A 14,935-nucleotide genomic window follows, 5' to 3' on the forward strand; every position below is an offset into this window, starting at 1 on the left:
ATCTTGGAGGTCAAAAGGGGAAGCTCAGCTAACTTGCGGAAATGGCCTCTATGCAATGGGCAGGATTCCTCAAGAGTGGCTTTTTGGGGAAATGAGTCTTGGCTCAAAGCTTTGTTTCTGGGTGCAGTAGGGAGAGAGACTCTTTATTGTGAAGATGCTTTATTGTGAAAAATAATTGTGAAGATTCAGCGGGATCCCTTGCGCCAGCGGCAATAGAGTTTTTCCAACTCCACCCAGACCATAACCACGGTGCTAGAGCCCAAGCAGATCAAAAGTTCAGTGCGGGTTAGCTCCTCTGTGCCAAAGAAGCTGCGCAAGAAAGGCACATAGAGCAGAGCCAATTGCAAGAGCAGAGTGGTCAGGACCGCGCCCAGCAGGTAGGGGTTGGAAAAAGGGTTGGTCTCGATGGTGAGCTTCTCGTTGGAGCGCACGGCCAGCGCATGGCCCATCTGGGCGATACACAGGGTGGTGAGGACCATCGTGCGCCAGTGGGGGATGTAGGCTTCCACAATGGCCATCATGAGGATTGTGGAGATGGCAAAAACCACGCCGATGCGCACCATGTAGGCTCCCAGCCCCTGGGCGAAGATGCTCTCTTTGGGGTTGAAGGGGGGGCGCTGCATCACCCCTGGCTCCGCCGGTTCCAAAGCCAAGGCCAGAGCGGGCAGGCCATCGGTCACCAGGTTCATCCACAGGATCTGTAGGGGCGTCAGCGGCACATCCCCCAAGCCCAGGATGGGGGCAGCAGCCACTGTCAGCACCTCACCGATGTTGCTGCCCAAAATGTACTTCACAAAGCGGCGGATGTTGCTGTAAACCACTCGCCCTTCTTCAATGGCTGCCACGATGGTGGCGAAGTTGTCGTCCAGCAGCACCATATCGCTGGCCTCTTTGCTCACATCGGTGCCCGTGATGCCCATGGCAATGCCGATATCCGCTTGGCGCAGGGCAGGGGCGTCGTTGACCCCATCCCCGGTCATGGCCACGAACTCGTTTTGCTTTTGCAAGGCCTGGACAATGCGCAGCTTGTGCTCGGGGGCGACGCGGGCATAGACCCTGACGGTTTGTACCGTTTGCAGCAGCTCCTCGAAACTCAAGCGGGAGAGGGTACGCCCGTCAATCGCCTGATCCTCCGACTCGAGAATGCCCAGCTGGCGGGCAATGGCAACAGCTGTCAGTTGGTGGTCGCCGGTAATCATCAACGTGCGGATCCCGGCTTCTCGGCAGCGGGCCACGGCCTCTCGCGCCTCTGGTCGCGGAGCATCGTGCATCCCCACCAAGCCCAGCCAAACCAGGTTGTGCTCCACCTCTTCCCCGTTGTCCGGGATCCGCTCTAGCCTCTGGGTGGCTACCCCCAGAACCCGGATACCTTGGGCGGCCAGGCGGTTGTTGGTGCCGAGGATGGCTTGGCGATCGGTTTCCGACAGCTCCTGCCAAGTGCCCCCTTTCTGGATGCGATCACACCGCTCTAGCACCAGCTCTGGGGATCCCTTGGTGTAGACGCAGTAGCCGCCGTTTTCTTGGATCACCACGCTCATGCGTTTTCGTTCCGAGCTGAAGGGGAGCTCCTGCACCCGTGGGTAGCGCTCCTGTAAAGAGCCTTTGTGGAGGTTGGCCTTGGCGGCTGCCACCAGCAGGGCGGCCTCGGTGGGATCCCCCAGGATGGACCAGGTGGGCGTTGAAGGGGGGGAAGAAACTGCAGACCGAGGGTTACGCCCGGCAACAGGTTGGAGACTGGCCTGCAACAGGGCATCGTTGCAGAACACCACGGCCCGCAAGATGGCCTGCAGATCCGGGGCGCTCCCGGGATCTATGGGCTGGCCGCCGCAGTAGAAGGATCCCTTGGGAATGTAACCGCTGCCGCTGACGTGGTAATGGCGGTCGGGGGTAACGATGTCGGTCACCACCATTTTGTTTTCCGTGAGGGTGCCGGTTTTGTCGGAGCAGATGGTGGTCACGGATCCCAGGGTCTCCACTGCCGGCAGGCGGCGGATGAGGGCATGGCGGCGCACCATGCGTTGGGTGCCAATGGCCAGGGTGACAGTGATAACCGCGGGCAGCCCCTCTGGTACCACGGCCACGGCCATGCTCAAGGAGGTTTCCAGAAGCGAGGTGAAAGGGGCCATGCTCCCGGCTTGCAGCAGCCCTATCCCCACCACCAAGGCCACCAAAGCCAGGGATCCCGACACCAGCACATTGCCCAGTTGGCTCATGCGCCGCTGCAGGGGAGTGGGCTCGTTTTCCACCGTTTGTAGCAGCTTCGCCACCTTGCCCAGCTCCGTGTTCATGCCGGTGGCAGTAACCAAGAGGATCCCTCGCCCCTGAATCACTTCGGTGCCCATGAAGGCCATGTTGCGCCGTTCCCCCAGCTCGATGTCCGGCGGGAGTACGCAATCTGCCTGTTTGGTTACAGGGGTGGCTTCTCCGGTCAAAGCTGCTTCCCGCACCTGCAGGTTCACGGCCTCGGCCAAGCGCCCATCGGCTGGGATCTGTACCCCGGCTTCCAGCAGCACGCGATCCCCCGGCACCAGTTGGCTGGCTGGAACTTCTTGCCACAGGCCATCCCGCTCCACCCGCACAGTAGGGGAGGCCAGTTTTTTCAGGGCCGCCAGCGCTTTTTCCGCCCGACTTTCTTGCAAATAGCCCAGGCCACCGTTAAGGCCAACGATCAACAAAATGGCCAGGGCATCTTTGGGAAACTCGCCTTCTTGCAAGTCCAAAGTGGCTGAGATCGCCGCTACGGCGATCAGCATCAGCAGCATGATGTTGCGGAATTGATCCAGCAGGACTTGCCAGGAGCTACGGCCAGAAGTGGTGATCAGCTCATTGGGGCCATATTGCCGCTGCCTCTGGATCACCTGCTGAGTGGTGAGGCCACGATCGGGATCGGTCTGCAACTTCTGGATGGCAGCGGCGAGGGTGAGGCTATGCCAGGCAGGAACAGAAGCAAGGGGGGATCCATCCGGTGGGATCATCGCGACCACTCGAGGGTTCTTGCCGCATTTTGACATACTCCCCGCCTTCGAGGGGGAGGATTCTTGTCATCTCCCCAGTTGTTCGGGCCATAGCTCTTCTGGCGCCAGCGGCTGGGATCATCTTCAGAGCGCCAAGCCCACGACGAGGATCGAACTCGTGACCTCCCCCTTACCAAGGGGGTGCTCTACCACTGAGCCACGTGGGCAAAGCCGATGGTGGGCCGAGTTGGATTCGAACCAACGTAGGCGTAAGCCAGCGGATTTACAGTCCGCCCCCTTTAACCCCTCGGGCATCGACCCGTTGACACCGGTCTTTCATCATAGCAGAAGGTGTTGCGTAAGTCAGACACACTCCCACTGTGCCAATTGTCAGCCATCTCAAAACCGAGGAGTCAGAGTCGAAGCGGAACGAGGCAGCCCCAGAGCTGGGTATAAAGGGATCGGGTTAGGGCTGGGCACTTTTCAAGACAAACTGAATAAGGAACTTGATATCGTTTAAGACAGTTTTCTGACTCCTGACCATGATTTCGACCCTCGGCACTCCCACCCATCCAGAGCAGACCCTTTCCCCCAACCAGTCTTTGCGCCCCTTGACCAGCCGTATCAACAGCCGGGGGCACTTGGAAATTGGGGGGTGCGACGTGGTGGAGCTGGTGCGCCAGTTTGGATCCCCTCTCTACATCCTGGACGAATGGACGCTGCGCCGCGCCTGCCAGCTTTACCGCGACACCTGGGCCCGCTGCTACGCCGGGGGATCCCGGGTTTTGTACGCCACGAAAGCCTGGAACTGCCTGGCCATCTGTGCATTGGCGCTGCAAGAAGGGCTGGGGTTGGATGTGGCTTCCGGCGGGGAGCTGTACACAGCCCTGCAGGCGGGGGCCAAAGGTGAAGATCTCTATCTGCACGGCAACGCCAAGTCTCTCGACGAGCTGAACTTGGCCCTGGAGACGGGCTGTACTTTGGTGGTCGATAGCCTGTACGAACTGCAGCAGGTGTCGGCCCTGACCACGCCCGCACGGCCAGCGCGGCTGCTCCTGCGGGTTAACCCTGGTATTGACGTCCACACCCACGAGTACATCCGCACCGGACAAACCGACAGCAAATTCGGCATTGGCCAATGGCAACTGCCGGAGGTGTTTGACTTTTTGGCAGCCCATCCCCAACTGCAGTGCGTTGGGCTCCATGCCCACATTGGGTCACAGATTTTTGATCTACAGGGCCACCGCGACCTGGCGGGGGTGCTGGCCCAGATCTGGCGGCAAGGGCTGGGCAGAGGGTTGCCCCTACAAGAGCTGAATGTGGGTGGGGGCCTGGGGATCCGCTATATCGAATCCGATGATCCCCCCTCCATCCCGGAGTGGGTGGAAACTGTGGCAACGGCGGTGCAACAAGCCTTTGCCCAGTCCGGGATCCCTTTGCCCAAGGTGCTCTGCGAGCCTGGACGATCTGTGATTGGGCCGGCTGCCGTGACCGCCTACACCCTGGGAGGGCAAAAGCGGATCCCTCCCAGTGATGACCTGCCCCAAGGACGCACCTACATCACCATCGACGGTGGTATGTCCGACAACCCCCGCCCGATCACCTATCAAGCCCGCTATACCGCCCTTCTGGCCAACCGACCAGAGGCAGAGGCCACGCAGCGGGTAACGGTGGCCGGCAAGCACTGCGAGTCGGGGGATGTGCTGTTGAAGGATGTGCTTCTGCCCGCCCCAATGGCAGGAGAAGTGTTGGTGGTTTTGGCGACGGGGGCCTACAACTACAGCATGGCTTCCAATTACAATCGCTTCCCTCGGCCAGCCGCGGTGCTGGTCAACGAGGGAGAGGCCCAGTTGATTGTGCGGCGAGAAACTTATGCCGACTTAATCCGTCAAGATGTCTTGCCAGAGCGGTTGCTGCGTTGAAGGGGAAGTTTGCCCATACCCATCTGGTCAGTAGAGGCACAGCCTTTCCTGGCAGCGCCGACCGCAGCCAACGCACCTCATGCGAGAAAGACTGGAAGACAGCCAGGAGGTGAGTGGTAGGCTGGTCTGGGGGCCGCAGTCCAACAGGGGTTCTGAGGTGCAGAACGGCACCAGGCAGAAGGTCCGCAATGAGGGGAGCGTGAACGGGGTTTTTCGCCATGCTGGCGGCCTTATGGGCTTGGCTACAGCAGTTTAACTTTCTCAGCCTCTTGGACTGGGCTCTGGCTGTCTTTCTGTTGGCTTTGGCTCTCTACTACACCCGCGAAAGTCGTGCTGGGGTGCTGGTGAGGGGATTTATAGTGCTGCTGGTGCTGTACCTGGCCACAGCCTCTCTCCCCTTGGTTCACCTGATCTTGGATCGCCTGCTCCTGGGCGCAGCTGTAGCCATGGGCGTGCTCTTTCAACCGGAGTTTCGCCGGCTGCTGGAGCAGTTGGCAAGAGCCATCCGCATGGAGTGGCCGAGCAACGCAGGCGATGACGAGGAGGATCCTGAGGAAGATTTGGTGGAAGAACTGGTGCAAGCAGTGCGAGAACTTTCCCAAAACCGCACAGGAGCGCTGATTGTGATTGAGCCGGAGCAACCAATTGACTCGCGGGTGTTTACCGACAAAGGAGTACCTCTCCAGGCGCGGGTGTCGCGGGAGATCTTGCAGACCATTTTCCAGACTTCAACTTTGTTGCATGATGGGGCTGTGGTCATCCATCGGAATCGCATTCGCGCAGCGGGGGTCATCCTGCCGGTTTCGGAGCGGGCCGCCTCCCGACAGCTGGGCACACGGCACCGCGCTGCGATGGGGATCACAGAGCAGACCAATTGCTTGTGTATTGTGGTCTCAGAAGAAACGGGATCCATTTCCCTGGCGGAGGGTGGGCGCATCGAGCGGCCTCTGACCAGTGCCAAGTTACACGAACTGCTGGTACAGCGGTTGCGCAATCCCCGCGATGCCAAAAAACGAGATGCTCCGCTAAAGGGATTGTGGGCCCACCCCTGGTTTCGCAATGGGCCGCTGCGCTGGTGGGGATCCCTTGCCGATCTGACTAAACTCTTTCGCAAACCTGAGAAAACCCTCCCGAAAGACTGATCCCCATGACCCTTTCTCCTGCCCATCTTCTGCAGTTGCCTGCCGACCTAGATCCGCAGTTGTTGCCCCGCCATGTGGCGGTGGTGATGGATGGCAACGGGCGTTGGGCGCAAAAACGGGGCTTACCCCGCAGTGTTGGGCATCAGCGAGGGGTAGCGGCCCTGAAGGAGCTGCTGCGCTGTTGTGATGACTGGGGGATCCCAGCCCTTACCGCCTATGCCTTCTCCACCGAGAACTGGGGCCGGGCCCGCGAGGAGGTGGATTTTCTCATGACTTTGTTCGAGCAGGTGCTGTGGCAGGAATTGGGGGAAATGGTGCAGCAGGGGGTGCGCATCCAGTTTGCCGGCCAGTTGTCGGCTCTGCCCCACTCTCTGCAGGAAACCATCGTGCATGCGGTGGCCTGCACCCAGCACAACAAGGGCATTTGCCTGACGGTGGCCCTCAACTACGGGGGACGACAGGAGATCCTACAAGCCTGCCGCTCCATTGCCACCTTGGTGCAGCAGGGGCTGCTGCAGCCGGATCAGATTGACGAGGCCCTCTTTTCCCAATTTCTCTACACCACCGGCTTATCGGATCCTGATCTGCTGATCCGTACCAGCGGCGAGATGCGCATCAGCAACTTCCTGCTCTGGCAGATGGCCTACACCGAGCAGTATTTCACCCCCATCCTCTGGCCGGATTTCGACCGAGCCGCTTTTCACCAAGCCTTGCTTAGCTATCAGTCGCGGCAGCGGCGGTTTGGCAGGTGAGGATGATCCCTGGTTGGATATCCGTTGCCAACCGGCAGCTAGCGCAGAAAGCTGGTCACCAACCACATCACCGTAAACGTGATCCCCACCAACAGCGCACCAGGAGCATCGCCACCGGTGAGAGGAAGGGCAATGCCGTAGGCCAACATCAGCCCCAGGCTCAGGCCCGCCAGGGCCAAGAGAAAAGCGCGAATGAAGCGGCGCTCTTTGCGGTACAGGAAATAGATACAAGCCATCAGCCCCAAGGCCAGTTGCAGCGAGGGGTACTCATCGGGAGCCAGGATAACCCAACCCCCCAGCCCACCCAGCAGCGCCGCAGGCCAGAGGGCATCGGCGGTAGAGGGGGTATCCAACCAGCGGCTGACCCAGGGGGGATTTTGGGCAGCAGGGCGAGGCAAACTCAGCTCCGGCTCAGGATGGGCAGCCCGTTGTTCGGCGTAGCGAATGCGATCGGGAACGGCGATTTTGCCCTCTTTGCGCAGGCGCAGGCGCTGCATCAGGATGGCATCGTAGGCTTGCTCCACCCGCTCTTGCTGCTGTTCATCGGCGCCCAAGCTGGCCAGGAGCCGAGCCCGCGCCGATTGAATCTCTTCAAAAGAGGCTTCTTCGCTAATTCCCAACACCTGATACGGACTCATCTCAGCCATAGCGACCAGCCCTGTAACTCTTTATCACCTTAACCCAGCCTGCCCGACCTTCGATCCGGCTACGTGACGGGGATCGACAACGGGGATTGAGTTGCCGCATTCCCCAAGGCTACGGATTTGGAGATGGAGGCAAGCTCCGTTTGTAGACATCGGGCCACATACTCAACCGCAGCGTAGGTGGTGGCTTTGCCAAGGCTAAGGCGAATGGATCCCAGCGCCTCGGCTTCTGAGTGGCCCATGGCCAAGAGGATGCGGCTGGGGATCAGTTGGCCGCTGCTACAGGCGGAGCCGGCGCTAATGGCGATCCCCTGGCGGCTTAGGGCCCTGACCAGCACATTCCCCGGGATCCCTGCGGCGCAGTAGCTGAGGTGGTGGGGCAAGCGCTGCTCCAAACGGACGGGGCCGGTCAGCCGCAAACCGGGCACCTCCGCTAGCAACTGGGCCAAATGCCGTTGCAATTGCCGCAGGCGGGCCGTTTCTTGAGATAGCTCTTGGGCCGCCAAAGCTGCCGCCACTCCCAAGCCGACAATGCCCGGGATCCCTTGGGTGCCAGCCCGCAGCCGCCGTTCTTGCCCGCCCCCCCGCAGCAGCGGTCGCAGCTCCACCCCTGGGCGCACGTACAGCGCCCCCACCCCCTGGGGCCCGTAGAGTTTATGCCCGGAAAGGGAGAGCAGATCCACCGGCAGTTGCGCCAGATCCAGCGGGATCCGCCCCACCGTCTGCACAGCGTCGGTGTGGAAGAGCACCCCCGCCTGGCGACAGATCTGACCCAGCTCTGCAATGGGCTGCAGGGATCCCACCTCATTTTGGCCGTGGACGATGGAGACCAAAACGGTATTGGGTTGCAGCGCCTGGATCAAAGTCTGGGGATCCACCTGGCCGGCGGCGTTCACCAGCAGACGGGTGACCTGCCAGCCTTGGGACTGCAACTGGCGGGCAGCATTCTCCACCGAGGCGTGCTCGACGCTGGAGATGATGAGATGTTGGGGAGTAGAGTAGCGCTGGGCCACCCCAAACAGGGCCAGGTTGTTGGACTCCGTCCCGCCTGAGGTAAACAGCAGCGCCTCCGGCTCACAGTTAAGCAGCTCGGCCACCTGCTGCCGCGCCCGCTCCATGGCCATGGCGGCCCGTTCTCCCCACCCGTGCAAGCTGGAGGGGTTGCCCCAGCTTTCCTGCATCGCCATCTGCATGGCCTCGATCACCTCAGGCCGAGGCGGAGTGGTGGCGCTGTGGTCAAAGTAGAGGGCAGGATCCAAACGCAACATGCCAGCTCGACCAGCCGGGGCTCCGTGTTCCTATCTTAAGATCCTTGGCCAGTGTTGCCCAACGCTGGCAGCAGCTTCCCCTTGTTGAGGCCAAACCCGCTGGAGGCAAATTGAGCCTGCCTACTTGAAAAGACTAGTACGCTGGCGGTGCATCACCACCGATTCCACCAAGCCAATGGCCAGAAAATTGGTCAGTAGAGCCGAGCGGCCATAACTTAGAAAAGGCAAAGGCAAGCCGGTAATCGGGGCCAGGCCGATGGTCATGCTGATGTTCACCACCGCCTGAAAGAGGATCATCGCCAGCACCCCAATGGCAATCAGGGATCCAAAATTGTCCTTGGCCCCTTGGGCAATCCAGATCAGCCGCGCACACAGGATCCAGAACAGGATCAGCACCGTCAGGGTGCCCACAAAGCCCATCTCTTCCCCAATGGCGGAGAAAATAAAATCCGTGTGCTGTTCGGGGATGAAGTCCAGCTGGGTTTGGGTGCCCTGCTGGATACCGCGGCCCCAGAGGCCGCCGGCTCCGATGGCAATGCGGGATTGAATGAGGTGATAGCCGGCTCCCCAGGGCTCTTGCATGGGATCGATAAAAATCTCCAGCCGCCGCCGCTGATAGGGCTTGAGAAGGTGCCAAGCTAGCTGACCCAACTGCCCCGAGAGCAGGTTGATTACCCCAAAAGTTACGGCCCCCGTCCACTGCCAGGGGAGACGCCAAGCAGCCAACCCCGCCATTCCCAGACACCAGAGCAGCCAAACCCAAAGCATCCAGCTCAGCTCTGGGCGAGTGTGTAAGCCATAGAGAATGGCTCCCACCCCCGGCGACAAAAGCAAGAGGATCCAACTGCCCTTGGCTCCGGCCCAGTAGAGCATGACCAGCACAATCACCACAAACACCAGGGCAGTGCCCAGGTTGGGCTGCAGGAAAATCAAGATCCAGGGAGGAGCAATGACGGCAACGGCCACCCAAATCTGGCTGAAGTACTTGATCGGCCAGTGGTGCAGGAGAGCAGCCAGGGTAACAATTACCCCCAGCTTGGCAAACTCAGAAGGCTGCACCTGAAAGCCAGCGATGGAGAGCCAGCGCTCCGCCCCTCCCCCCGCCGTGCCGAAAAAGAGCACTGCAATTAAACCTGCCAAGGTCAGGAAGTAGGTGAACCAGTGCCAGCGCAAAAGCCGCTCATACGGGATCCGGGCTACCATTCCCAAAAACACCAGGCTGATCCCGGCCATGATCAACTGCTGCAGCCAATAGTGGCTGATGGGCCGCTCCCAGACTGCGCTGCGGATGGCAAGAATGCCGATGCCTGTCAAGGCCAGCACCGTGGCCAGCAACATGCCATCGAACTCGCGCCAAGGAGCCAAGATCTGCCGCAGAAGCTTTTTCCACCTAGGCTGAGAAGACACCTTTGGGTCAACGTTGCCCAGCAATAGACCCCATCCTCCAAAGCAAGGCCAGCACCAGTTTGACATGCCCCTTGCCCCACTGGCTCACTCTCGACCCCTCTCCCACTGGGGGAGCTATTCCCAGCTCTGCAGTTGCCCTAGCCAAGCGGAGAGGCGGGATCCCACCTCTTCTCGACGCCTTTCAAGATTGGCTGCCGTCCAAATCAGAAGCAGGCCCAGCAGGATCCCAGTGGCCCAGAGCAGCAGCGCATCAGTTGTTACCAACAGCCATCCCTGCCGCAGGATCCCCAGCCCAAAGGCCAGCGTGCCCACGAAGAGATAGGCTCTTACCCGCAAGGCCAAGCCCAGCAGACCCAAGGCCAAACCCAACCCTACCGGCCAAAAGCCCGTCCACCGTTGCCCGTGAGTTTCCACCAGCACCACCAGCAGCCATGTGCCCAAGGAAACCAGCCGCAGCCAATGCCGCCCCCGCCGTCCGTTGGTTTCCTGTAATCCCGGATCCACCTGGGCCACATAGAGCAGGGATCCCACCAGGGGCAGGGCATAGAACGTCAGGGAAGCCCAATCCTGATGCCAGCCGTAATTCCACAGGATCCAGTTGCTCAAGAACAGGCTGACATAGCCCAGGCGCACTTGGGATCTCCAGATAGCCAGCAGGGCATAGTAGGTTGCCCCCAGCAGCAGATTAAGGGTGTTATTTCCTCCCGCGGTTACCAGAAAAGCGGCCAGGGGCAGCACCAGGGCTGTATTCTGCCAAGGAGCCGCCGGCCAGCCCCACCGTCGCCAGGGCAAGCCGTGGTAAACCAGCCCCAGCCCACAGAGCAGGGATCCGGCCCATCGCGCTATGGATAGCTGCGGCAGCCCCAGGAACACACCGCCCAGCAGAACCCCAGCTCCTTGCCATGCACTGAGGTAACCCCAGACCGTTGGCACCCAATTTTGCTCTGTTGGAGATTCTAGAGTTGAGGTTCTCGCCTGTCCGGCGGCATAGGCCACCAGGCCGGATCCCGTCAGCACCCAGAGGAGCTGTCCCCAACGGCTGAGGCGAGGATCGAAAAGGGCAGACCAGAGGACAAGGCTGGCCAGAGCCCAGTTGGCCAAGGCCATCCAGCGCAACCCAGCTCTTTTAAGCTGCAGGGTCGCCGCCAGCCAAGGGGGACAAAAGCCGTAGCCCCAGGCCAAGCTCAGCCCTAACAGAGCGATCAACACCAACCCATTTGCCAGGGATCCCCCAGTTCGCTGGCTGAGGAAGTAAACCCAGCTCTCGTAGGCGGCCACAGACACGCCCCAAGCGCCCAGGAGCCCTTTCCAGTTGGCAGGACGGAGGTCTTCCCGGCCTTGCTCTTGCGCCCGTTGGACCGCCTGTCGACGCCCCAGGCCCAGCAACACGATGGAGAGACCTAAGCTGCCCAAGCCCGTTACCTCACTCCACTGGGCATGGGATCCCAGCCAGCCCAAGCCGGCATAGATCAGCGGCGCTGTCCCCCAGCAACTCAGAGCCTTGACCCGCTGCAGGAGTTGTCCCCCTGAGGACTCCGTCCCACCAGCGCGATCGGGCCGCTCAAAGAGGAGTTTCTCCGGCCCAATCCAAAAGAGGATCCCCAGGCTCAGATTGATGACGGCAAGCAGAGGGGCAACAGGACGGGATCCCTGCACCACCCACAAGAGGCTGCTGGCCACCAACAGCTCCAAAGCCCAGATCAGCCCATAGGACAGCCCCTCCATTACAGACCATGAGATGGCCGACGAAGCCTCCTGACCGCTGCCGCCAGTTGAGACATCCTCCGCCCTGGAAGGAGACGGGCTTTCGCTCTCCAAGCCAGCAGGATGGACACCGCCGTCGCGATAAAAAGCGGGAGCCACTTCCACCCAAAGCCGCAAAACAATGGCCACCAGGACAGTCCCAGAGGCCAGGGTCAGAGCCACTGGGGAATCCAGGTACTTTCCACCACCGATGCGACCTGCTTCTGGCTGCAATGTCTGCAACGTTAGGGCAAGTAAAAGTACGATCCCCAGCAGAAAGCCAAAGCCATCCAGCACCGGTCGGTAAGCTGCCCGAAGGCGGGGAGAGAGGTAGTGGAACGGAGTCCCTAGGCTGTAGCGACAGCCGCTAGTGCTCCGCACCGCTGTCGCGAACAACAGCAGCACCCCCAAGGCCGTCAGCCATTCTGACTCCGTTAAAGCGGGGAACAGCCGATGGATTCCCACCAGACCGAACCCCCAGCCAAACGTCACTGTCAACAGCACCTCTGCTGGAACAACTGCGTTGGCGGTGTGGAGCTCATGGTCGGCGGAGGGGAAAGAGGCCCACACCCACACCTGAGTGGCCATCAGCAGCAACCCCAAGCCCAGACCCAGAAACTCAACCCCCGGCCTTCCAAAGGTGAGTAACTGGGCCAGCAAAAGGGAGAGAACTGCCGGGAAACGCAAAGACCCGCGCTCCGGGATCCCCTGCCGCCAGGAAAGGGATCCCAATCCCCCTTGCTCTGGGCTCTGCAGCCAGCGGGGCATGAACTCCAGGGGAGGCAGGGCCAATACCTGAGCTGCCGTCAAAACAAGAGGCACCAGCAGCCACAGCCAGCCAAAGGATTGTTCACCCGTCGCAGACAACTCGGGGAGCCGTTGCAGCAAAAACGCCAAGTAGCTGGATCCCACCAACACCGACCCTATGCCATCTGCACTTCGCTGCCACAGCCCCACGGGCAATCCCCAAAAGCGCCCTGACCCACCCAGAGCCACCCGCCCTGCCCATTCCAATAGGCCCACCAGCAGCAGAACCACTCCCCAACTGGACAGGCTAGTGCTCCGCACCGCTGGCGCGAACAAGTCGGGCAAAAGCCAGCGGATCCCGGCCAGCAGTGCCCCCACTCCGTAGGCGTGGGTCAGGAGTACCCAAAGAAAGTTGGGAGTTTCTCCTGATCTGGACTTTTGTTGTAGCCACCAGGCCAGGATCCCGGCGCTCAAAAGCAAGTGCCAAAAGCGAATGGCCGGATAGGGAAGGCTCAAGAGCAGCAGGGATCCCCCTAGCCCCAAAACCAAGCGCTCTGTTGGTTCTACCAGCCTAGAAAAGCCTGTCTCACCGGCTTCTGGACCGCTCCTCTGCCAGCGGGCCGCCAACCCCAGCCACAGCACCTCGTAGGGCAGCAGCGCCAACCCCAGCAAGCCCCAAGGGGAATCAAGGGGCTGAAACCAGTTGGTTACTGTAGCTACAACCTCTTGCTGCCAGCTTGCTGGCCACACCTGCCAAAAAGCCCAGCAAGTTTCCAGGCCCAGCAAGAACAGCAACGTCAAATGCACCCTAAGGACTTCGTCCCGCTGGGGCGACTGGGTGTGTCGGCGCAAGCGCCCGATTAAGACATGGATCCCCAGCAGGCTAATCCCCAGCAACTGCCAGCCGCTGAAAGGGCTCTCCGCCAAGCCAATGGCAGCCAGCAGCCAGCCCACCACCAACAGCACCCAGCTCCCCTCCCACCAGCGGGAGAGCATCCCCTCCTGAGCGCCTTCTGCTACGATGTGCGGGGATCCCTGGGGCCATTCCGCTGCTAGCCAACCCAACAGGGCCACCGCCAACCCCAACTGCGGCACTTGGACATGCCCAGACAGCAGCCCCCGTAGGATTAACAGGGATCCGGCAGCCCCGATTAGCCAGATCTTGGAGCCCCGTAATTCCCGAGACCGGCGGCTCCAGGTGTAAATCACGGTGCTGAGGATCCCCAGATACAGGATCCCCAGGACAAAAGCAGGGCGAAGCTCCTGCGGCCCCAAGCTCCAGAAAGCGTGCAAGCCAGAGAGGGCCAAAAAGTTCACCAAGGTTCCGTAAAAGGCATTGGAAAAGGCATTGGGCTCCACACCGCTGTCGCGAAAGCCGGCACCTGAACCCAGCGAGCGCACCCGACCCTCAGCCGTCAACGGGATCCCCAGCAGCAAGCCCAGCGCCAGGATGCGGATCCCCCAAAGGATCCCCAGCCCATCCAGGGCCCACACGTTCACCGGCACCAGCAGCAGGGCAATAGCCTCCAAGGTTTGACCGGTTAGACGCAGCCCTTCCTGCCGTTGGATCCATCCAGCACCTACCCCAAAAGCCGCCGTATAGGCCAAGAGCACCCCATACTGAGCAGTTGGAGAAAATTGCTCCCAGTGGCTGGCCGCCAGCACCCCCGAGGACACCACCACCAAAAACAGGCCCAGCAGCAACAGCCAAGTCACGCTTAGCTCGGACAGCAAGTTCCGCAGCAAAACAGCCAGTGCCGGGGGAGAGGGGGACAAGGACTCCGTCCGAGTAGCGCGATAGTGCTCCGCACCGCTGGCGCGAACAGGTTGAGGGGCAGCTTGGGGCTCTTCTCCCCCCTCGACCGCAGGTTCCTCAACCCCAGATCCGGCCAGGCGAGCATTTCTTTCTCGCACCATCCCTGGGATCCAAATCAAATCCAGGAGCTGTCCGATCCCCAGCAGCCCAAAAGTAAGCAGCCAGAGCAGCCCCGTGCCCCAGCGGCCCAGATAAAAACGGTGCAAGCCACAAATGCCAAGTAAACCTAAAAGCCACAGCACGTAGGCCGAGCCAAGACGGGCCGGGATCTCGTCGCCAGGGGAAACTGCCCCTGGCCTTGCTTCTCTCTCCTCCGCCTCCAGCCGATACTGCTCCACCAGCAGGCGAAAGTGCTCTGGGGTCAGTAAGCCCAGCTCCAGCCAAGCTCGCAAACCTCGCAACACCTGCTGCCGGGATCCCCGAACGGTGAGCTCCAAAAGGACTTGCTCCGAGGAGGGCGAGCGGTCAGATTGCAGCTCCTCTGCTCCTGGAGGCAAGAGGTGATCCTGGGATCCCATGGCCAGATTCCTTGAGCAAAAG

At 60.9% G+C, this 14,935-nt stretch carries 8 protein-coding genes and 2 tRNA genes; 3 read left to right on the plus strand and 7 right to left on the minus strand.

What is annotated here, in order from left to right:
- Window positions 1-185 precede the first annotated feature (185 nt).
- From ACVWZF_RS02145 to ACVWZF_RS02155, 3 genes are all read right to left on the minus strand, one after another.
- Window positions 186-2,975 carry a cation-translocating P-type ATPase gene (locus ACVWZF_RS02145; protein WP_011433247.1) on the minus strand — a complete coding sequence of 930 codons (2,790 nt, stop codon included), beginning with the start codon at window positions 2,973-2,975 and terminating at the stop codon, window positions 186-188.
- 134 nt (window positions 2,976-3,109) lie between these two features.
- Window positions 3,110-3,181, minus strand: a tRNA-Thr gene (locus ACVWZF_RS02150).
- 8 nt (window positions 3,182-3,189) lie between these two features.
- Window positions 3,190-3,275 (minus strand) — tRNA-Tyr (locus tag ACVWZF_RS02155).
- Between the two features lie 221 nt (window positions 3,276-3,496).
- On the opposite strand from ACVWZF_RS02155, the gene lysA reads away from it, so the two are divergent.
- From lysA to ACVWZF_RS02170, 3 genes are all read left to right on the plus strand, one after another.
- Entirely contained in the window at window positions 3,497-4,876 is a 1,380-nt protein-coding gene (gene lysA / locus ACVWZF_RS02160; RefSeq protein ID WP_011433248.1) for a diaminopimelate decarboxylase, read from the plus strand.
- Between the two features lie 218 nt (window positions 4,877-5,094).
- Window positions 5,095-6,018, plus strand: a complete 924-nt coding sequence (cdaA, locus tag ACVWZF_RS02165; protein WP_011433249.1) for a diadenylate cyclase CdaA — start codon at window positions 5,095-5,097, stop codon at window positions 6,016-6,018.
- Window positions 6,019-6,023: 5 nt separating this feature from the next.
- On the plus strand, window positions 6,024-6,770 hold the full coding sequence (locus ACVWZF_RS02170) for an isoprenyl transferase (RefSeq protein ID WP_011433250.1): 747 nt from the start codon (window positions 6,024-6,026) through the stop codon (window positions 6,768-6,770).
- 38 nt (window positions 6,771-6,808) lie between these two features.
- Here the strand turns inward: ACVWZF_RS02170 and ACVWZF_RS02175 are convergent, their stop codons facing one another.
- The 4 genes from ACVWZF_RS02175 to ACVWZF_RS02190 form a co-directional block, all read right to left on the minus strand.
- A complete protein-coding gene (locus tag ACVWZF_RS02175) occupies window positions 6,809-7,417 on the minus strand; it encodes a CPP1-like family protein (RefSeq protein WP_041436527.1) in 609 nt (202 codons plus the stop codon).
- 59 nt (window positions 7,418-7,476) lie between these two features.
- Window positions 7,477-8,682: a cysteine desulfurase family protein gene (locus tag ACVWZF_RS02180; protein ID WP_041436530.1), complete on the minus strand. Its 1,206-nt coding sequence runs from the start codon at window positions 8,680-8,682 to the stop codon at window positions 7,477-7,479.
- Between the two features lie 120 nt (window positions 8,683-8,802).
- The gene (gene rodA / locus ACVWZF_RS02185; protein WP_011433253.1) at window positions 8,803-10,113 is read right to left on the minus strand and encodes a rod shape-determining protein RodA; all 1,311 of its coding nucleotides are present in this window, start codon (window positions 10,111-10,113) and stop codon (window positions 8,803-8,805) included.
- A gap of 90 nt (window positions 10,114-10,203) precedes the next feature.
- Window positions 10,204-14,913 (minus strand): NINE protein, encoded by a 4,710-nt coding sequence (locus tag ACVWZF_RS02190; protein ID WP_457410704.1) that lies wholly within the window; start codon window positions 14,911-14,913, stop codon window positions 10,204-10,206.
- Window positions 14,914-14,935 lie beyond the last annotated feature (22 nt).

It is taken from the genome of Thermostichus sp. OS-CIW-30 (genome assembly GCF_054060215.1).